Origin of the sequence: Pseudomonas sp. BF-B-26, from assembly GCF_019956495.1 — a bacterium.
Taxonomy (GTDB): domain Bacteria; phylum Pseudomonadota; class Gammaproteobacteria; order Pseudomonadales; family Pseudomonadaceae; genus Aquipseudomonas.
Genome location: NZ_JAHBDP010000110.1, coordinates 1 through 19,027, shown reverse-complemented (window position 1 = coordinate 19,027; position 19,027 = coordinate 1). Strand labels below are relative to the sequence as shown.

Below are 19,027 nucleotides of genomic sequence, written 5' to 3'. Positions count from 1 at the left end.
GGTATAGCCGACGGCAACGGAGGGCACCGATGGATCATCGTACAAAAGGTTTCACGCTGATCGAGTTGCTGGTCGCGCTCGCGGTGTTTCTGGTCCTGATCACGCTGGTCGTACCGGCGTTTACCCGATCGGTGCAAATCACCAAGGCCGACACCGAAATCGGCGATCTGCAACGCGGACTCAATTTCGCCCGACTGGAGGCTATCGACCGTGGTGTCACCACCCGGCTGCGCCCGACGGCCGGCGGCAGCGTCTGGAGCGGAGAATTAACGGTCTTTGACGGTACTGGCAATCCGGCCAATGTATTGCGGGTTGTTCCAGCGATGAGCAGTGGCGCGACTCTGACGCTAACCTCAGGAGTGACCGCCATCGATTTCAACAACCTTGGCGGGTTGTCGGCACCGTCCACGGCGGTGGTGATCAGCTACGTACGGGGGGCAGAAAGCAGGACACTGAATGTGTGTTTGAACGGACGAATTCTATTGGGTGGAAGCTGCGGATGAGGGGATGGAGCAAGCGTGCACAGGAGGGCATGACGCTGATCGAAGTCTTGGTTGCGTTGTTGATTCTGAGTGTGGGGCTGTTGGGGGCGGCAGCGATTCAGCTTAATGCGCTGAAGTACACGGACAGCGCGCGGATGACCAGCCAGGCGAGTTTTATCGCCTACGACATGATGGACCGCATTCGCGCCAACTCCGGTGCCGACTACACCATCACGCCTCCGACCTCGGGCAACCTGAGCGTCGCTCGGGATCAGGATCTCTACGACTTCACCACCAACATTGTCAATTTCGGCGGCGCCACTGCCACCGGAAGCGTTACGCTCAATCAGCGGGTGTACACCATCACCATCACTTGGGATGACTCACGGGCGGCCAATACTGCCAATTCACGCCGTAGTTTCGTCCTGACCAGTCGCGCCACCCTTGATCCGGTGTCGACGCCATGAACCAGACCAACAGAGGTTTCGGCCTGATCGAGTTACTGATCGCCCTGGCGTTGAGTCTGGTCGTGGTCCTGGGTGTGGCGCAGATTTTCATCGCGGCCAAGAATACTTATGTCAGCCAGAACACCGCTGCCGCCATGCAGGAAGATGCGCGTTTCGTGCTGAGCAAGATGATTCAGGAGATTCGCATGGTCGGGATGTTCGGATGTCTGGGGGCGGTCACCGATTCAAGCTCGGCGGGTGACTTCAATGCCAGCCAGACAACGCCCATCAGATGGGACAACGCCAACCTCAAACTGACCCTGGTGACAGCGGATGTCGGCAGCAGTGGCGGGGTACCGACCTGGACGGTGGTTTCCGATTGCCGGAACAATGCAACGGCCTACACCGGCGTCCGGGTTCCGGGGTCGGGAGAGCTGGCGTTTCCGATCCGGCGCTTGATCTACAGCTTCAGCAACAATCAACTGCTCATGGGTGTCGGCAGCGGCACGCCGGCTCAGGCGGTGCTGGTGAACAACGTCAGTGCCTTCAACGTAAGCTTCGGCCTCGCCAGTTCCGCCACTGATGTGGCCGCCTCCAGTTACAGCAACAACCCCACTGATCCGGCGCGCATCCGTAGTGTTCGCCTGACATTGACCCTCACCGACCCGAACAACCGGGTAGGCAATCAAACCTTCAACGTGGTTGCCGCGCTGCGCAACCGCTTGCCATGAGGAGAGGGCCGATGAGTATTTCTCCCGTGACCCCTCCCGCCCAGCGGGGCATGGCGCTGCTGGTCAGCCTGGTGTTTCTTCTGTTGCTGACACTGATCGGCCTTTCATCCATGCAAAACGCCACCCTGCAGGAAAAAATGGCCGCCAGCGTGACCTTGCGCAATCAGTCGTTCCAGGGCGCCGAATCGGCGTTGCGCGTAGGTGAAAGCGCGGTACAAATGGATACCTATTCGTTGCCGGTCTGCAGCGGCACTACCCAATGCGCGCCACCGGCCGAGTCGTCGACAATCACCGGCGCTGGCTTCAATTCCACCTCGGGGGTGACCTGGATCGCCTCCGGCAGCGGTTTTTACGGGGTACAAAACATCGGCACCACCCTGACCGCCGTGAATGTGCCGAGCAACACCTCGACAACGCTGTACCGGGTGACCGCCGTCGGCATCGCGGGCAACTCGCGCAGTGTGGTGGAGAGTATCTATGCGAAATACTGAGGCCCGCGCAGGCTGGCGCCGTTGGTTGTTGCAGTGGTTCTGCGGCGCGGCGTTGAGCCTTTATCTGGCAGCGCCGACTTACGCCTTCACGCCCTCGGATTCGCCGCTATTGAACGCCGCTGCCGTGGCCCCCAATGTGATGCTGTTACTCGATGACTCGGGGAGTATGAACAGCATTATCTGGGCGGCAGGTTTCGATCCGACGATCACGCGCACTCAGGTGACTATTTGCCTCTCGAATGGTTCGTGCTTGAAAGGGCGGGAACTTGATATGACCGACAGCAATATCTCCTTGTCGAGTTTGACTCGAGGAACATGTTCGAAGGATTGGTACGGTTTTTATAACAACAGCTTTTTCGGTCTGGATTCGCTTTGCCTGAAGCTTCCCGATCCGGTAGGGGGTGAGGACACTCGCTATTCGGCGAAATACTTGTCGTATCTGGTAAGCCTTGCCAACAATTCCGACCGGGATTTCACCGATGGCTCGATTCCCAATGATTACCGGATGAATGTGGCGCGCAACGTCTCCAAAGCGTTGGTGGCCGGCAATCGCTCGCTGCGTATCGGTCTGGCGACGTTCAACCTGGCGGTCGGAAACCATAAGAATGACGGCGGTTACATCGCCCGCTCGATCAGTGATTTGTCGGCAGTCGGCGGCACCGTGACGCAGGCTCAGGCCGATACCAACTACAACGAATTGATCGCCGGAATCGACGAACTGAGCGCGCAGGCCAATACGCCGCTGGCTGAAGCCTATTACGAGATCACCCGCTATTTTCGTGGCATGACGCCGTACAACAACTCGACACCCACCACCTACACCAGCCCGATTCAGTATCGCTGCCAGAGAAATTACGGGGTGGTGATCACCGATGGTCTGCCCACCTACGACCAAACCTTTCCGACTGACGACCCGCTGGGTGGCAGCCGCTTACCGAACTGGGACGGGATCAGCAGTAACGATGGTGCCAACCGCTTTGGCGACGACGAGGGCGACACCCTGTACCTGGATGACATCGCCAAGTTCGCCTTCGATATCGACATGCGCTCCACGGGAGTCGATGCCGCGGGTAAAAGCTGGGACGCCCCGGATTTTCCCGGGCAGAACATGAATACCTACACCGTGGGGTTCGCCGCGGCAAACCAAATGCTGGCGGACGCCGCGACCTACGGGCAGGGCAAGTACTACCAGGCGACTGACGGCGCCGAGCTCAATAGCTCACTGTCTTCAGCCCTGAGCGATATCACCTCCAAGGCCGGCTCCGGCGGCAGCGGTGTTGCCAGCGGCACGACGCTGTCCAGCGGTTCGAGTTACTTTCAGACCAGCTACGATCCCAAGGACTGGCGCGGCACCATTAAGTCCTTTGGCTTCACATCGACGGGCGCGGTGAACACGGCCGCGGTACTGTGGACGACCGATACCGCCATCGTGCCCGGTGCTACCGCGCCGACCTACCAGTCCTGGAATACCCTGACCAACGCCGTTGTTACCCTGGCCTACAGCAATTTTTCCCCAGCCCAGCAGTCCTTCCTCAGCCAGAGCCTGCCCACTGGCATCACCGGCAGCGATCTGGTGGAGTGGAGCAAGGGCACCAACAAAACCGGGTTGAGAACGCGCAGTGTATTGCTCGGCGATATCATCAATTCGCCTCTCGTGCTGGCCGCGCCCACGAACAAAACCGCGTCCGATCTGGTGGGGGACACCACTTACAGCACCTACCTCGCCACCAAAGCCGCCAACATGAACTCCAGCCTGGTGGTGAACGCCAACGACGGTTTTGTAAACGTCATCAGCTCGACCAACGGTGCCAGACGCTACGGCTATATGCCCTCCAGTGTGCTGCCATCATTGCGCTACATCGCTGACCCCACTTACATCAATGGTGTGAGCCACAAATATCTGGTCGACGGTCAGGTCGGCGTGTTCGATGCCCAACTCGACAGCGCCTGGAAAACCCTGGCGATTGGAGGAACAGGGGCGGGCGGCAAAACCTTTTATGCACTGCAACTGTTCGACGCGTCGGCCGGTAACGTGACTAACGCGTTGTGGGAGATCAGCGCACCGGCCACAGCAAATACGGCGAACGTTTTCAATGATCTGGGTTATGCCTATGCGCATCCCGAAGTGGCACGCTTGGCCGACGGTCGATGGGCGGCATTCATCTCCAACGGTTATGGCAGCAACTCCGGGGTGGCAGCGCTGTATGTGGTGGATATCCGCGACGGCTCGCTGATCAAGAAAATCGTGGTCGACAGTACAGAAACCACCAACGGCCTGTCGTCGGTGAAGCTCAGGGTCGACTCGCAAAATGTGGTGCAGGCCGCCTATGGGGGCGATCTGAAAGGGCGGTTGTGGAAGTTCGATTTGAGTGGCACTGCCTCCGATACCTGGGGCGTGGCATTTTCCGGCAAGCCGTTGTTCACCACTGCAGGTGGCGCGACCCAGCCGATTACCGCGCAACCGTTGCTGGCCGATCACGCATTGGGCGGCAAGGAAGTGTTTTTCGGCACCGGTAAATTCAACGAGACTGCCGACAAGACCAACAAAGACCTCCAGGCGTTCTATGCCGTGTGGGATGCGGAAGGTGGCTCCGGGCAAATCACAACGTCCAGTTTGCAGGCGCAGGCGGTGACTGGCGTGTTCTCGGGTAGCAGTGGGCAATTCATCACCACCAGCCAGAACGACGTGACCTATCCGGCAGAGAAGGGCTGGTATCTGCCATTGGTTTACAACAACGTGTTGACCGGCGAGCGGGTAATCAATCAGGCCAGTCTGGTGGCCGGCCGGATCGTGTTCACCACGGCCAGCGTGGACACCACCGACCCTTGCGCCAGTTTCGGCACCGGCAAACTGGTCGAGCTGGATGCATTCAGCGGTAAGATGCTCAATTACGCGGTGCTCGACAGCAATGGCGACGGGTTGGTCGACATCAAGGATTCGATCTCCAGCGGGGTGGTTTTCACCGGTGGTATTCCGACGCTGAACGCGATCGTCAACAATGCGTCCCGCAAGATTATGAACGACTCCAGCGGTGGCATCAGCTCCCTGGTGGAAAAGCCCGGCAGCGGCGGTAGCCGTCGCATCATGTGGCGACAAATACAGTAAGTGAGAGTTGAGGCATGCGCAGATCCAACCGAGGTTTTACCCTGATCGAAATCATGATCGTGATTGCGATCATCGGGATCGTCATCACCATTGGCTACCCGAGCCTCACCGAGTATGTGAACAAGGGCCGCCGCACTGAAGTCGCCGGCCTGCTCTCCGAACAAGCGCAGATCCTTGAACGCTTCTATTCGAAGAATAATGTCTACACCAATGCCACCGGCCTGAGCGCCGGTAATGACTTCTACACCATCACCCCGACCCTGACCGATCAAACCTTCCTGCTGACGGCGGTGCGCAAGCCCGGCAAGGCCATGGCCGCTGACAAGTGCGGTGATTTCACCATCACCAACACTGGCGTCAGAAGCATGGTCAATGCGACGGCCGCGACCAAGGATTGTTGGGGGCGCTGAGTTCTTTTTTTGGGTGCCTTTTGTGCCCCCTGTCTATCTAACGGTTGGATCAGAACATGACCAGGCAACAGCAAGTGGTGATTGTCGGCGGCGGCGTGATTGGCCTGCTGACTGCGTTCAATCTCGCGTCCGAAGTGGAAAAAGTTGTGCTGCTGGATCGCTCGAACGTCGGTCAGGAGTCATCCTGGGCCGGCGGCGGCATCGTCTCGCCGCTCTACCCGTGGCGCTACAGCCCGGCGGTCACCGCGTTGGCGCATTGGTCCCAGGATTTTTATCCCCAGCTGGGTGAGCGACTGTTTGCCGCCACCGGTGTCGATCCCGAGGTGCATACCACCGGGTTGTACTGGCTGGATCTGGATGATGAGGCTGAGGCGCTGGCCTGGGCCGAGCGGGAAAATCGTCCGTTGCGGGCTGTGGATATCTCGGCGGCTCACGACGCAGTGCCTGTGTTGGGGAACGGTTTTTCCCGGGCGATCTACATGGCCGATGTGGCCAATGTGCGTAATCCGCGGCTGGTGAAGTCCCTCAAGGCCGCGTTGCTGGCGCTGCCGAATGTGACGATTCATGAGCAGTGTGAAGTCAGCGGGTTTATCCGTGAAGGCGCTACGGTGGTCGGGGTACAGACCTCGGCGGGAGCGATTCATGGCGATCAGGTGGTTCTGACCGCCGGTGCCTGGAGCGGTGATTTACTCAAGAGCCTGGATCTGGAGCTGCCGGTCGAACCGGTGAAAGGTCAGATGATTCTGTACAAATGCGCGGCGGACTTTCTGTCGAGCATGGTTCTGGCCAAGGGGCGTTATGCGATCCCTCGGCGCGATGGGCACATTCTGATCGGCAGTACGCTGGAGCATGAAGGCTTCGACAAGACGCCAACCGAATCTGCCCTGGAGAGCCTGAAGGCGTCGGCGGTGGAGTTGATTCCTGCACTGGCGGATGCCGAGGTCGTGGGGCACTGGGCCGGGTTGCGACCGGGTTCGCCGGAAGGCATTCCCTACATCGGTCGGGCGCCAGGGTTCGAAGGGCTTTGGCTGAATTGCGGGCATTACCGTAATGGCTTGGTGCTGGCGCCAGCGTCGTGTCAGTTGTTTGCGGATGTGATGCTGGGGCGTGAGCCGATCATTGATCCGGCGCCGTATGCACCGATCGGGCGGATTTAGTCGCGGGATTTTCGGCGCCTGTCAGATCGCCTTCGCGAGCGAGCCCGCTCCCACATTTAAACGAGTTCTACCAGAAAGAACGCAATCGAATGTGGGAGCGGGCTTGCTCGCGAAGAGGCCCTCAATCCAACCCTAATTTTTTGAGCCTGTAGCGCATCGACCGGAATGAAAGATTTAACCGCTGAGCCGCCGCCGTGCGGTTCCAGCGGGTTTCTTCCAGGGCCTGGAGGATAAGGTTGCGTTCGACGTTCTCCAGGTAGTCTTCCAGGTTGTCGATCTGCGTCAGGTCCGGCACACCGCCTTCCGGGTTGCAGTTGACTTCGGCCAGTCGCAGATCGCTGGCTTCAATTTGTTTGTTTTCGCACAACGTGTGCGCCCGTTCGAGGACGTTCTCCAGTTCCCGCACATTGCCGGGGAAGCGATAGCTTTTCAGCGCGTCGAGGGCTTGGGGGTGGAGTTTTGCGACGGGTTGGCCAGTGCTGGTGGCCAGGCGTTTGAGCACATGGCTGGCGAGGGATTCGATGTCGTCACGGCGTTCGCGCAAGGGCGGCACCCGTAGTTCGATCACGTTCAACCGGTAGTACAAATCCTGGCGAAAGCGTTCGGCGGCAACTTCGGCGTCGAGGTCTTTGTGGGTGGCGCACAGGATACGCACATCGACCACGGTTTCCTGTTGCTCGCCGACACCGCGAACGGCTTTTTCCTGTATGGCCCGTAGCAGTTTGACCTGCATCGCCAGCGGCAAATCAGCCACTTCGTCGAGGAACAGGGTGCCGCCATGGGCCGCCTGGAACAGTCCGGGTTTGTCTTCGATGGCACCGCTGAAACTGCCTTTGCGATGCCCGAAAAATTCGCTCTCCATCAATTCCGACGGAATCGCCCCGCAATTGACCGGAATAAAAGGTTGGTTGGCGCGTGGCCCTTGCTCATGGATCAGTCGCGCGACCAATTCCTTGCCGCTGCCGGATTCGCCGCTGATGTACACCGGCGCCTGGCTGCGGGCCAGTTTGTCGATGTGTTTGCGCAAGGCGCGCATGGGCGGTGAATCACCCAGCAGCCGGCGATCGATGGCAATGCCGGTGCCGCCCGGCGCAGGCAACCGAAGCGCACTGCTGACCAGTTCCCGCAGGCGAGTGAGGTCCACCGGTTTGGTCAGGAAGTCGAAGGCGCCGGCTTTGAGGGCGTTGATCGCCGTTTCCAGGCTGCCATAAGCGGTGATCATGGCCACCGGTACTTGGGGGTGGCGTTGCTGGATGTGTTGCACCAGCTCAAGGCCGGTGCCGTCCGGCAAGCGCATGTCGGTCAGGCACAAATCGAATGACTCTCGCGACAGCAGTGCCTGTGCTTCGCCGAGGTTGCGGGCACTGAAGGTGTCGAGTTTCATCCGTCCCAGGGTGATTTCCAGGAGTTCGCGGATATCCGGTTCGTCGTCGACGATCAGGACTTTTTGCCGTGGGCTCATGTTCAACTTTGTTTCCGTCCGTGAGCAAAAGTGATGCGAAAGCAGCCGCCGCCTTGGCGTGGTTTGAAGTCTAGGCGGGCCTGGTTGCTTTCGCACAGCTCACGGGACAGATAAAGCCCCAGGCCGGTGCCTTGGGTGCTGGTGGTGAAGAACGGTTCGAACAAGTGCACGTGATGCTCTGGCGTCACGCCGGGGCCATCGTCCAGGATCTCGAGGATCGGCAGCTGGCTGTCCGAATCGACAAACAATTCGAGCCAGACCTGTGCCAGGTCGTGATTCAAGGCGCTATGGCGCCAGGCGTTGCGCAACAGATTGTCGAGAATCTGGGTCAGTTGGTCTGGATCCATCAGGGTTTTGAAGTCTCCTGAGCCGATGCGCAGATGAATCTGCTGATGCTCGGTCGCCCTCTCGCGGTTTTCGTTGACGAACTGTTCCAGCCACGGCTTCAGATCAAGCCGTTGCGCTATGGTTTGCTGACGGCGGGACAGTTGCAGGACGTTTTCGATTACCCGATTCATTCGCTGAGAGTGGTCTTGAATAATCTGTGTCAGACGTCGATCCGCGCCGTTCAGTTCCTCTGATTCCTGCAATAGCTGCGCGGCATGACTAACGGCGCCCAGTGGGTTGCGGATTTCATGGGCGATACCGGCGGTCAGGCGACCGAGGGCGGCGAGCTTCAATTGCTGGGCTTGTTGAGCGATTTGCGCGAGGTCTTCGAGAAAGACCAGGGTCTGGTGGTATGGGCTTTGGTCCAGGGCAATGAAGCTCGGTTGCAGCTCCAGACCACTGCTGGCGACTTTCAGGCTCTGGGGGCGCAGCGTCGGATTGTTGCGCCACAGTTGCAGGCGTTCGACCAGGCTGGGCAAGTAGTCGTCGATCACCTGGCCTGCAAGATTTTCCCTGCCTAACAGGTTCAAGGCGCTGTGATTGGCCAGTTGAACCCGCCGCTGGTCGTCGAGTACCAGGATGCCGGTCCGCATGCGTTGCAGGATCAGGGCGTTGAGGGCTTCGAGGCTGACAACTTCGCTGGCCCGCTGTTCGGCGAGGGTTTCGCTGACATCCAGGCGTCGGATCAGTCCTTGCACCAGCAATGCAGCAGCAAAACACAAGGCGCCGAGCGTGCCGACTTGCAGGTAATCGTTGGGGGTGGCGCGATGGCTGAAACTCAGGAGGAAGCTCAGCCCGACGATGCCGAGCGCGCCAACGGCGGCAATCAGCAGGCCGATGCGCCCTCGCAACAAAGTGTTGCTGATGGCTACCGATACGATCAGCAAGTTGCCGATGGCGCTGGCCACACCGCCGGCGGCATAGAACAGACCGCACAGTAGCAGGACGTCGGTCAGCGCCAGGCTGAACAGTTGCGCCGGGCGCCGGGTGTTCCCGAGGAATACCACCAGCAGGATGTTCAGCACCAGGTAAAACCAGCTACCACTGCGCAGCAGGTCGTCATTGCTGAACGTCAGCAGCTGGTTGTCCATGTTGCTGGCGATCAACAGCACCAGGGTGATGCCGATGCTCAAACGGTAGAGGTGATAGAGGCGCAGCAGTCGCTGGGCCTGTTTGCTGCCGGGACTGGAGGTCTCAGCGATCACTGGAGCCCGGGCCTTGCTCAAGATGAGCCTGGCTGCAATACCACTGTTGTTGAAGTCTCAGCGCGCGGTCGCGTGGCAGGTGTACGCCGCAATGGGCGCAACGGACCATCGGAGCCGCCTCCAGCTCGGCAGAGGACCTGGGCACGGACGCCTGGCCCTTGAACTTGCGCCAGAACCATACCGCAGCGGCAATCAGGGCGATCCAGAACAGTAAACGAAGCATGATGAGCTGCTATTCGACGAGTGAAGAGCCAGTTTAGCCAAGGACATGACCAGCGCACAGCGTAATCATCGAGCCCATAAAAAAGGAGCCTCGAAAGGCTCCTTTTCGTACAACCCGATGTGTCAGTCAAACACGCCGAAGGTCATGTAGCTGAACCACGAGCGGTCGCTGTTATTGGCTTCGGAGTCGTGTTCCTCTTCTTCGATCACGTCGCCTTTTTCATCTTTAGGCTTGAGATCGTTCGGAATTGCGTCCTTGGCGTCCTGGAACTGCTTCTGCACGTCCTGGTTGGCGCGGGTTTCGCCCGGCGGCAGTGGTGGACGGGATTCGATCAGGCCCAGGGTCGCCTTGCTCAGCCACGAACGGTTGTCGGCTTCGGCCACCGAAGGCTGGAACTGACCGTCGACCAGGCTTGGATGGTTCGGGTAGTTGAGCTTCAGGGTTTCGAGGCTGGTAGCGGCCAGATCGTCCAGGTGCAGACGCTGGTAGGCCTCTGTCATCACCGCCAGGCCGTCACCGACCGAAGGGGTTTCCTGGAAGTTTTCCACCACGTAGCGACCACGGTTCGCGGCGGCGACATAGGCCTGACGGGTCAGGTAGTAGTCGGCAACGTGAATCTCGTAGGCCGCCAGCAGGTTGCGCAGGTAGATCATGCGCTGCTTGGCGTCCGGCGAGTAGCGGCTGTTGGGGAAGCGGCTGGTCAGCTGGGCGAACTCGTTGTAGGAGTCGCGAGCGGCACCCGGGTCACGCTTGGTCATGTCCAGCGGCAGGAAACGCGACAACAGGCCGACGTCCTGGTCGAAAGAAGTCAGACCCTTGAGGTAATACGCGTAATCCACGTTCGGGTGCTGCGGGTGCAGACGAATGAAGCGCTCGGCGGCGGACTTCGCCGCTTCAGGCTCGGTGTTCTTGTAGTTGGCGTAAATGAGCTCGAGTTGAGCCTGATCGGCGTAGCGACCGAACGGATAACGCGACTCCAGCGCCTTCAGCTTGGCTGTGGCGGCGGTGTAGCTATTGTTGTCCAGATCGTGCTGAGCCTGCTGGTACAGCTCGACCTCGCTCAGGTTTTCGTCTACGACTTCCTTCGATGAGCAAGCAGCGGTCAATGCGAGGATGGCGATCAGCAGCAGGTGTTTCACTTGCATGGCGGCTTGCGTCCCTATGACGGCCGCTGTCTTGGGCGGGGCCGTCCTGTTATGATGAACGCCCCGTTGAATAGCCTCGGGGCAAAAGACGCCGTATTTAACCACAAGCGCGCAGCCGAAACCAAAGGCTGTGCCGACGCCTAGTCTGAGCATGTCCGATAAAATTGAACTTCGCGCAGAGGTGCCGTCCGAATTGGGCGGCCAACGCCTCGATCAAGTCGCCGCACAATTATTCGCTGAGCACTCGCGCTCGCGCCTTTCCGCCTGGATCAAAGACGGCCGCCTGACTGTGGATGGGGCGGTTATCCGCCCGCGAGACATCGTTCATGGTGGTGCCATTCTTGAACTCACTGCCGAGCAGGAAGCTCAGGGCGAATGGATCGCTCAAGACATCGAGCTGGATATCGTCTATGAAGACGACGACATCCTGGTGATCAACAAACCCGCGGGTCTGGTGGTGCATCCTGCCGCCGGTCACGCCGATGGCACCTTGCTCAACGCCTTGCTCCACCACGTGCCGGACATCATCAATGTGCCCCGCGCCGGTATCGTGCATCGCCTGGACAAGGACACCACCGGTCTGATGGTGGTGGCCAAGACCATTCAGGCGCAGACACAGCTTGTCACGCAATTGCAGAGCCGCAGCGTAAGCCGGATCTACGAGTGCATCGTGATCGGCGTGGTGACTGCCGGCGGCAAGATCAACGCGCCGATCGGTCGTCACGGTCAGCAACGCCAGCGCATGGCCGTGATGGAAGGTGGCAAGCAGGCCGTCAGCCATTACCGCGTGCTCGAGCGTTTCCGCTCCCACACGCACGTGCGGGTGAAGCTGGAAACCGGTCGTACGCACCAGATTCGTGTGCACATGGCCCACATCAACTACCCGTTGGTCGGAGACCCTGCCTACGGCGGTCGCTTCCGTATTCCGCCGGCAGCCAGTGTGACCATGGTCGAATCGTTGAAGGCGTTCCCGCGTCAGGCGCTGCATGCGCGGTTCCTGGAGCTGGATCACCCGACCACCGGTAAACGCATGAGCTGGGAATCGCCACTGCCGGACGATTTCGTCTGGTTGCTGACGCTGCTCAAGCAAGACCGCGAGGCGTTCATCGGATGAGTGACTGGCTGATTCCCGACTGGCCTGCGCCTGCCGGGGTGAAAGCCTGCGTTACCACCCGAGCGGGCGGCGTCAGTCTGGCGCCGTTCGACAGCCTCAACCTCGGCGATCATGTCGATGACAGCCCCGAAGCTGTGGTCGAAAACCGCCGTCGCCTCACTGATCATTTCGCTATTCAGCCGGCCTGGTTAAAGCAGGTTCACGGCATTGCCGTGGCCCACGCAGACCCAAGCCTTACGGCCACTGCCGATGCCAGCTGGACGGCAACGCCCGGTATTGCCTGCACGGCAATGACTGCGGATTGCCTGCCGGCGCTGTTTTGTGACCGTGCCGGTACTCGCGTCGCGGCGGCTCATGCCGGATGGCGCGGGTTGGCGGCGGGTGTGCTGGAAGCAACCCTCGACAGTCTGGCCGTGCCGCCAGAAGAAGTGCTGGTCTGGCTCGGTCCGGCCATTGGTCCGCAAGCCTTTGAAGTCGGCCCTGAAGTGCGCGAAACCTTCGTCGAGCAATTACCCGAAGCCGCTAAAGCGTTTGTGCCGAGTGCAAATGCTGGCAAATTCTTGGCTGATATCTATGAGCTGGCGCGCTTGCGTCTGGCGGCTCGCGGTGTCACCGCTGTTTATGGTGGCGGTTTCTGTACCGTGACCGATCCTCGCTTCTTTTCTTACCGCCGTAGTCCACGTACCGGTCGGTTTGCCTCCTTGGTCTGGCTCGAACGCTAGACTTCTCTGATCTACATCAACATCACGACGCTTGAATCTCCCAGAATCGACCACATCTAAGTGATATCTGGCAGGTTTCTTCATTCAGGATGTTTCATAGGTCCGGCCTGCTCAAAAGGAAGGTGACCCATGCGTATAGACCGTTTAACCAGCAAGTTGCAGTTAGCCTTGTCCGACGCCCAATCCCTGGCCGTTGGCCTCGATCATCCGGGCATTGAACCGGCGCACTTGATGCAAGCCATGCTTGAACAGCAGGGTGGTTCGATCAAACCCCTGTTGATGCAGGTGGGCTTCGACGTCAACAGCCTGCGTAAAGAGCTGACCAAAGAGCTCGACCAACTACCAAAAATCCAGAACCCGACCGGCGACGTCAACATGTCGCAGGATTTGGCGCGTCTGCTCAACCAGGCCGACCGCCTGGCCCAGCAGAAGGGCGACCAGTTCATCTCCAGCGAGCTGGTGTTGCTCGCCGCCATGGACGAGAACAGCAAGCTCGGCAAGTTGTTGCTCGGTCAGGGCGTCAGCAAGAAAGCCCTGGAAAACGCAATCACCAACCTGCGTGGTGGTGAGGCCGTCAATGACGCCAACCACGAAGAGTCGCGCCAGGCGCTGGATAAATACACCGTCGACCTGACCAAGCGCGCCGAAGAAGGCAAGCTCGATCCGGTGATCGGCCGTGACGACGAAATTCGCCGGACCATTCAGGTGCTGCAACGCCGCACCAAGAACAACCCGGTGCTGATCGGTGAGCCTGGCGTGGGTAAAACCGCCATCGCCGAAGGCCTGGCCCAGCGCATTATCAACGGCGAAGTCCCGGATGGACTGAAAGGCAAGCGCCTGCTGTCCTTGGACATGGGGTCGCTGATTGCCGGTGCCAAGTACCGTGGCGAGTTCGAAGAACGCCTCAAATCCTTGCTCAACGAACTGTCGAAGCAGGAAGGGCAGATCATTCTGTTCATCGACGAACTGCACACCATGGTCGGCGCCGGTAAAGGTGAAGGCTCGATGGACGCGGGCAATATGCTCAAGCCTGCGTTGGCCCGTGGTGAACTGCACTGCGTCGGCGCGACCACGCTCAACGAGTACCGCCAATATATAGAGAAGGATGCGGCCCTCGAGCGGCGCTTCCAGAAAGTCCTGGTGGATGAGCCGAGCGAAGAAGACACCATCGCCATCCTGCGTGGCCTGAAAGAGCGTTACGAGGTTCACCACAAGGTGGCGATCACCGACGGCGCGATCATCGCCGCGGCCAAGCTCAGCCATCGCTACATCACCGATCGTCAGCTGCCGGACAAGGCCATCGACCTGATCGACGAAGCCGCCAGCCGTATCCGCATGGAGATCGACTCCAAGCCGGAAGTGCTGGACCGTCTGGAGCGTCGTCTGATTCAGCTGAAGGTGGAATCCCAGGCGCTGAAGAAAGAAAGCGACGACGCGGCGAAGAAACGTCTGGAAAAACTCCAGGAAGAAATCGTTCGTCACGAACGTGAGTACTCGGACCTGGAGGAAATCTGGAACGCGGAAAAAGCCGAAGTCCAGGGTTCTGCGCAGATCCAGCAGAAAATCGAACAGTCCCGTCAGGAACTGGAAACGGCCCGCCGCAAAGGCGACCTGAACCGCATGGCCGAGTTGCAGTACGGGATCATCCCGGACCTGGAGCGCAGCCTGCAAATGGTCGACCAGCACGGCAAAACTGAAAACCAGTTGCTGCGCAGCAAGGTGACCGAAGAAGAGATCGCTGAAGTCGTTTCGAAGTGGACCGGCATTCCGGTGTCGAAAATGCTCGAGGGTGAGCGCGACAAGCTGATGAAGATGGAAAGCCTGTTGCACCAACGTGTGATCGGCCAGGACGAAGCGGTGATTGCCGTTTCCAACGCTGTGCGGCGTTCCCGTGCCGGGTTGTCCGATCCGAATCGCCCGAGCGGTTCGTTCATGTTCCTCGGCCCGACCGGTGTCGGTAAAACCGAGCTGTGCAAGGCGCTGGCCGAGTTCCTCTTCGATACGGAAGAGGCGATGGTGCGGATCGACATGTCCGAGTTCATGGAGAAACATTCCGTGGCTCGTCTGATCGGTGCGCCACCAGGCTACGTAGGCTATGAAGAGGGCGGTTACCTGACCGAGGCGGTGCGTCGCAAGCCTTATTCGGTGATCCTCCTGGACGAGGTCGAGAAGGCCCACCCGGATGTCTTCAACATCTTGCTGCAAGTGCTGGAAGATGGCCGACTGACCGACAGTCATGGCCGCACGGTGGATTTCAAAAATACCGTGATTGTCATGACCTCCAACCTCGGTTCGGTGCAGATCCAGGAATTGGTCGGTGATCGTGAGGCGCAGCGTGCGGCAGTGATGGATGCGATTTCCACGCACTTCCGACCTGAGTTCATCAACCGGGTCGATGAAGTGGTGATCTTTGAGCCATTGGCTCGGGATCAGATCGCGGGCATTACCGAGATCCAGTTGGGTCGCCTGCGCAGTCGCCTGACCGAACGCGAGCTGAAGCTTGAACTGAGCCCTGAGGCCATGGATAAGCTGATCGCGGTGGGTTACGACCCGGTTTACGGCGCACGGCCGCTCAAACGAGCGATCCAGCGCTGGATCGAGAACCCGCTGGCGCAGCTGATTCTGTCCGGTCGTTTCATGCCGGGCGATACCGCCAAGGGTGTCGTGGAGAACGACGAAATCGTATTTGCCTGATCCACGGCGGCAGTAAAATTGAAGAGGTCTCGCATTGCGAGGCCTTTTTTTCGCCAGGCTGTTGAACTTAAAGGAAAAGGCTTGTAAAGTGCGCCCCGCAGTAAGTCGCCCTGAAGGGTTCCAGCTCCCCAAGCAGGAATCTGAAATAAGTTGCAAATCATTAACTTGAAAGCAATTTAGGGGGTTGACAGAGGTGCTTAAGATTGTAGAATAGCGCGCCTCAGACACACGAACGCAGCGATGCGAACGGGTCGAAGAGGTGAAGCAAGCTTCACAGTTGTAAATTGAAATATGTAGTTCCGTGATAGCTCAGTCGGTAGAGCAAATGACTGTTAATCATTGGGTCCCAGGTTCGAGTCCTGGTCACGGAGCCAATTTCAAACCGGGGTATAGCGCAGTCCGGTAGCGCGCCTGCTTTGGGAGCAGGATGTCAGGAGTTCGAATCCCCTTACCCCGACCATTTTTGGGTCGTTAGCTCAGTTGGTAGAGCAGTTGGCTTTTAACCAATTGGTCGTAGGTTCGAATCCCACACGACCCACCATTTTTGAAACCAGTTCACGCTGGGATCAGATCTTAAGATCAGAGGCCAAAAGCACTGATCGAAGAAGGCGACTTTTTTAAAGGTCGCCTTTTTATTACCGGGGTATAGCGCAGTCCGGTAGCGCGCCTGCTTTGGGAGCAGGATGTCAGGAGTTCGAATCCCCTTACCCCGACCATATTAAAAATCCTCGTATCGAAAGATACGGGGATTTTTTTTGTCTTCGATTTTTTGTCTTCGAGAAATAACACTTCAGTCATCGTACAACTTGCCGATAACGAGGCGACGGGGTACTGCCGAAACAACGCCCCTTATCCAAGCCACTACAAGAAAAAGGCGTTCGTTATGGTGCTTCGACAGTTAAATATCGCTCCTCGGGCAGCCTTGGGGTTTGCCTTGATTGCCGTATTGGTCGCGTTGCTCGGGGTTTTTGCCCTGGGGCAGATGTCGAGCATTCGCGATAGCGAGGTGGCGGTGGAGAAACAATGGCTACCGAGCATTCGCGGCGGTGACGAGATCCGCGAAATCATGCTGCGCATCCGTACCATTTCCCTGCGCATGGCCCTGGATCAGGATCCGAAGAACATCCCTGTCTACCGCGGCCAGATGGACACTCGCGACAAAGAGTTGAGCGAGAAGATTGCGGCATATGACAGGTTGGTCAACACCGTCGAAGGCAAAGCCTTGTATGACCAGTTCAAAACCACCTTCGCGGCTTATCGTGCCGGTATTGCCCAATCTTTTTCCCTGGCCGAACAGGGTCGTCATGACGAATTGACCAAGTTGCTGCTGGTAGACATGAAAACCGTGGTCGATGGTTCCGGCAAGCAACTCACTGACCTGGCGGATCTGTTCGCCAAACAAGTCGCCGCCGAGAGCCAGAAATCTGCAGAGCATTACGAAACATCGCGGATGATCGTCAGCCTGTTTATCGCATTGGCGGCATTGGCCACCGTCGGCCTGGCCATGCTGCTGACCCGCAGCATCGTCAAACCTTTGAACGAAGCGTTGGATGCCGCGGAAAACGTGGCGCGAGGCGACCTGACGCGCCCCATCGAAACCCATGGCAACGATGAAGTGAGTCGTTTGCTCAAGGCGTTGGCGACCATGCAGCGCAACCTGCGCGAAACCTTGCAAGGTATCAGCGGCTCGGCCGCGCAATTGGCGACAGCGGCTGACGAGTTGAATGCCGTCACCCTCGACAGCACGCAAAACCTGCAACAGCAGAACAATGAGATCGAACAAGCGGCGACGGCTGTCACTGAAATGACCACCGCGGTGGAGGAGGTCGCTCGCAACGCGGTGTCGACCTCCGACGCCACGCGCCAATCCAGTGAGTCCGCGCATGTCGGCCAGGAGCGGGTCAGCGAAACAGTCACGGCCATTGGCGCCCTGGCCAGCGATGTACAGATCACCGGTGGATTGGTGCAGTCCCTGGCCAACCAGTCTCAGGGCATCGGCAAGGTACTGGATGTGATTCGTGCGATTGCCGAGCAAACCAACTTGCTGGCCCTCAACGCAGCCATTGAAGCGGCGCGCGCCGGGGAAAGCGGTCGCGGATTCGCGGTGGTTGCCGACGAAGTTCGCGCTTTGGCCTATCGCACGCAGCAATCGACTCAGGAAATCGAGCAAATGGTTCAGGGCATGCGCAACGGCTCAACTCAGGCGCTGGATTCCATGCACGCCAGCTCAAGCCGTGCGGCCAGCACATTGGCCTTGGCCGAGCGTGCAGGTGAAGCGTTGCAGACCATCACCGCGTCGGTTCATCAGATCCACGAGCGCAATCTGGTGATCGCCAGCGCTGCCGAAGAACAGGCGCAGGTGGCGCGTGAAGTCGACCGCAACCTGGTGAATATCCGTGACCTTTCGGTGCGATCTGCCGCCGGGGCGGATCAGACCAGCGCGTCCAGCCAGGAGCTGTCTCAGTTGGCCAATGCCTTGCAGGGCATGGTGCGGCGCTTTCAGCTTTAAATATTCCAGACGCAAAAAAGCCGCGCTTCTCGATGGAAAAGCGCGGCCTGGTTTCGGAAGCTTAGGCGCCGTCTTGGTCTTTCAAGTGCTCGAACAGGCCTTTTGGCATTTTCTTGCCATTGGCTTCGTAGTTGGCTTTCACGTTATCGAATGCCTCTTGCTCGTCGATGAAGCCATCATGGTTGGTGTCGATCTTGTCGAAGTTGGACTTCGGCGCGACTTTCAGGAATTCGGCACGGGATACCTTGCCGTCGCCATCCGTGTCGGTTTTTGCCATCGAGGCATCGCCACACTTGCCTTCGCCACATTTACCTTCAGGGGTCTTCACGACCTGTTCGGCCGAGGCCAGCAGGTAGCCTTGTGTCAGGGGTTGCGCGGCGAACACAGCGCCGGACAACATCATGCCACCGGCCAAAACAGCGCCGAGCAGACCGATAGTGTTTTTGGTGGTACGGGACATTTCAATACTCCTGGGTTGCACGACACAACCGTTCGATAAAGGACGCCACGTAAGAGCGGCGATAACCGTAGCTGGCGGGGTGCCTTGCTCGGGTGTGGCCATTTAGCGGGCGTGGTGTATCGCTACTGTGTCGCGCAAGGGGGGAGTTTGTAAGCGAAGGGGATGAAACGGCGGGGGAGATACAGTGAGACACAGATCTAAGAGTCGATGCAGAACAAATGTGGGAGCGGGCTTGCTCGCGAAGGGGTCATTACATTCAACATCTCTGTTGACTGTTACACCG

16 protein-coding genes, 4 tRNA genes and 1 pseudogene are annotated in these 19,027 nt (G+C 58.8%); 16 read left to right on the top strand and 5 right to left on the bottom strand.

Going from position 1 to position 19,027, the window contains the following annotated elements:
• The first annotated feature begins 29 nt into the window (after positions 1-29).
• The 7 genes from KGB03_RS25045 to thiO are packed head-to-tail and all read left to right on the top strand — an operon-like array spanning position 30 to position 6,823.
• Positions 30-503 (top strand): GspH/FimT family pseudopilin, encoded by a 474-nt coding sequence (locus KGB03_RS25045; protein WP_008154923.1) that lies wholly within the window; start codon positions 30-32, stop codon positions 501-503.
• Positions 500-949, top strand: coding sequence for a type IV pilus modification protein PilV (gene pilV / locus KGB03_RS25040; RefSeq protein WP_192410865.1), 450 nt, complete (start codon positions 500-502; stop codon positions 947-949). Before KGB03_RS25045 ends, pilV begins: the two co-directional genes overlap by 4 nt.
• Positions 946-1,659: a PilW family protein gene (locus KGB03_RS25035; protein WP_111451094.1), complete on the top strand. Its 714-nt coding sequence runs from the start codon at positions 946-948 to the stop codon at positions 1,657-1,659. Before pilV ends, KGB03_RS25035 begins: the two co-directional genes overlap by 4 nt.
• A gap of 11 nt (positions 1,660-1,670) precedes the next feature.
• Entirely contained in the window at positions 1,671-2,150 is a 480-nt protein-coding gene (locus KGB03_RS25030; protein WP_218537504.1) for a PilX N-terminal domain-containing pilus assembly protein, read from the top strand.
• A complete protein-coding gene (locus tag KGB03_RS25025; RefSeq protein WP_223529669.1) occupies positions 2,137-5,256 on the top strand; it encodes a pilus assembly protein in 3,120 nt (1,039 codons plus the stop codon). The genes KGB03_RS25030 and KGB03_RS25025 overlap by 14 nt, the downstream gene beginning before the upstream one ends.
• 14 nt (positions 5,257-5,270) lie before the next feature.
• On the top strand, positions 5,271-5,666 hold the full coding sequence (locus KGB03_RS25020; protein ID WP_008154912.1) for a type IV pilin protein: 396 nt from the start codon (positions 5,271-5,273) through the stop codon (positions 5,664-5,666).
• A 56-nt stretch (positions 5,667-5,722) separates the two neighbouring features.
• A complete protein-coding gene (thiO, locus tag KGB03_RS25015) occupies positions 5,723-6,823 on the top strand; it encodes a glycine oxidase ThiO (RefSeq protein ID WP_223529667.1) in 1,101 nt (366 codons plus the stop codon).
• Positions 6,824-6,944: 121 nt separating this feature from the next.
• Here thiO and KGB03_RS25010 read toward each other — a convergent pair whose 3' ends face one another.
• From KGB03_RS25010 to KGB03_RS24995, 4 genes are all read right to left on the bottom strand, one after another.
• Complete coding sequence (locus KGB03_RS25010; RefSeq protein ID WP_223529665.1) at positions 6,945-8,285, bottom strand: sigma-54-dependent transcriptional regulator; 1,341 nt, start codon at positions 8,283-8,285, stop codon at positions 6,945-6,947.
• A gap of 2 nt (positions 8,286-8,287) precedes the next feature.
• The gene (locus KGB03_RS25005) at positions 8,288-9,877 is read right to left on the bottom strand and encodes a sensor histidine kinase (protein ID WP_223529663.1); all 1,590 of its coding nucleotides are present in this window, start codon (positions 9,875-9,877) and stop codon (positions 8,288-8,290) included.
• On the bottom strand, positions 9,867-10,100 hold the full coding sequence (locus KGB03_RS25000) for a PP0621 family protein (protein WP_111451088.1): 234 nt from the start codon (positions 10,098-10,100) through the stop codon (positions 9,867-9,869). The genes KGB03_RS25005 and KGB03_RS25000 overlap by 11 nt, the downstream gene beginning before the upstream one ends.
• Before the next feature lie 122 nt (positions 10,101-10,222).
• Positions 10,223-11,245, bottom strand: a complete 1,023-nt coding sequence (locus tag KGB03_RS24995) for an outer membrane protein assembly factor BamD (protein WP_192410870.1) — start codon at positions 11,243-11,245, stop codon at positions 10,223-10,225.
• A 151-nt stretch (positions 11,246-11,396) separates the two neighbouring features.
• On the opposite strand from KGB03_RS24995, the gene rluD reads away from it, so the two are divergent.
• From rluD to KGB03_RS31430, 9 genes and pseudogenes are all read left to right on the top strand, one after another.
• Positions 11,397-12,359: a 23S rRNA pseudouridine(1911/1915/1917) synthase RluD gene (gene rluD, locus KGB03_RS24990; RefSeq protein ID WP_007942311.1), complete on the top strand. Its 963-nt coding sequence runs from the start codon at positions 11,397-11,399 to the stop codon at positions 12,357-12,359.
• Positions 12,356-13,081, top strand: coding sequence for a peptidoglycan editing factor PgeF (gene pgeF / locus KGB03_RS24985; protein WP_223529661.1), 726 nt, complete (start codon positions 12,356-12,358; stop codon positions 13,079-13,081). The genes rluD and pgeF overlap by 4 nt, the downstream gene beginning before the upstream one ends.
• Before the next feature lie 129 nt (positions 13,082-13,210).
• On the top strand, positions 13,211-15,775 hold the full coding sequence (clpB, locus tag KGB03_RS24980; RefSeq protein ID WP_111451085.1) for an ATP-dependent chaperone ClpB: 2,565 nt from the start codon (positions 13,211-13,213) through the stop codon (positions 15,773-15,775).
• Between the two features lie 298 nt (positions 15,776-16,073).
• Positions 16,074-16,149 (top strand) — tRNA-Asn (locus tag KGB03_RS24975).
• A 9-nt stretch (positions 16,150-16,158) separates the two neighbouring features.
• A tRNA-Pro gene (locus KGB03_RS24970) sits at positions 16,159-16,235 on the top strand.
• A gap of 5 nt (positions 16,236-16,240) precedes the next feature.
• A tRNA-Lys gene (locus KGB03_RS24965) sits at positions 16,241-16,316 on the top strand.
• A gap of 98 nt (positions 16,317-16,414) precedes the next feature.
• Positions 16,415-16,491: transfer RNA gene (locus tag KGB03_RS24960), tRNA-Pro, on the top strand.
• 167 nt (positions 16,492-16,658) lie between these two features.
• Positions 16,659-17,429: pseudogene (locus KGB03_RS31435) on the top strand (MCP four helix bundle domain-containing protein); the annotation flags it as partial.
• Positions 17,421-18,284 carry a methyl-accepting chemotaxis protein gene (locus tag KGB03_RS31430; protein WP_411740351.1) on the top strand — a complete coding sequence of 288 codons (864 nt, stop codon included), beginning with the start codon at positions 17,421-17,423 and terminating at the stop codon, positions 18,282-18,284. The pseudogene KGB03_RS31435 and the gene KGB03_RS31430, both read left to right, overlap by 9 nt.
• Before the next feature lie 61 nt (positions 18,285-18,345).
• Here the strand turns inward: KGB03_RS31430 and KGB03_RS24950 are convergent, their stop codons facing one another.
• Positions 18,346-18,744, bottom strand: a complete 399-nt coding sequence (locus KGB03_RS24950; RefSeq protein WP_111451083.1) for an EF-hand domain-containing protein — start codon at positions 18,742-18,744, stop codon at positions 18,346-18,348.
• Positions 18,745-19,027 lie beyond the last annotated feature (283 nt).

Bases quoted from the DNA above. Each gene is read 5' to 3' on its own strand.
- KGB03_RS25045 (WP_008154923.1), top strand. From the start codon at position 30: ATGGATCATCGTACAAAAGGTTTCACGCTGATCGAGTTGCTGGTCGCG.
- pilV (WP_192410865.1), top strand. From the start codon at position 500: ATGAGGGGATGGAGCAAGCGTGCACAGGAGGGCATGACGCTGATCGAA.
- KGB03_RS25035 (WP_111451094.1), top strand. From the start codon at position 946: ATGAACCAGACCAACAGAGGTTTCGGCCTGATCGAGTTACTGATCGCC.
- KGB03_RS25030 (WP_218537504.1), top strand. From the start codon at position 1,671: ATGAGTATTTCTCCCGTGACCCCTCCCGCCCAGCGGGGCATGGCGCTG.
- KGB03_RS25025 (WP_223529669.1), top strand. From the start codon at position 2,137: ATGCGAAATACTGAGGCCCGCGCAGGCTGGCGCCGTTGGTTGTTGCAG.
- KGB03_RS25020 (WP_008154912.1), top strand. From the start codon at position 5,271: ATGCGCAGATCCAACCGAGGTTTTACCCTGATCGAAATCATGATCGTG.
- thiO (WP_223529667.1), top strand. From the start codon at position 5,723: ATGACCAGGCAACAGCAAGTGGTGATTGTCGGCGGCGGCGTGATTGGC.
- KGB03_RS25010 (WP_223529665.1), bottom strand. From the start codon at position 8,285: ATGAGCCCACGGCAAAAAGTCCTGATCGTCGACGACGAACCGGATATC.
- KGB03_RS25000 (WP_111451088.1), bottom strand. From the start codon at position 10,100: ATGCTTCGTTTACTGTTCTGGATCGCCCTGATTGCCGCTGCGGTATGG.
- KGB03_RS24995 (WP_192410870.1), bottom strand. From the start codon at position 11,245: ATGCAAGTGAAACACCTGCTGCTGATCGCCATCCTCGCATTGACCGCT.
- rluD (WP_007942311.1), top strand. From the start codon at position 11,397: ATGTCCGATAAAATTGAACTTCGCGCAGAGGTGCCGTCCGAATTGGGC.
- pgeF (WP_223529661.1), top strand. From the start codon at position 12,356: ATGAGTGACTGGCTGATTCCCGACTGGCCTGCGCCTGCCGGGGTGAAA.
- clpB (WP_111451085.1), top strand. From the start codon at position 13,211: ATGCGTATAGACCGTTTAACCAGCAAGTTGCAGTTAGCCTTGTCCGAC.
- KGB03_RS31430 (WP_411740351.1), top strand. From the start codon at position 17,421: ATGCAGCGCAACCTGCGCGAAACCTTGCAAGGTATCAGCGGCTCGGCC.
- KGB03_RS24950 (WP_111451083.1), bottom strand. From the start codon at position 18,744: ATGTCCCGTACCACCAAAAACACTATCGGTCTGCTCGGCGCTGTTTTG.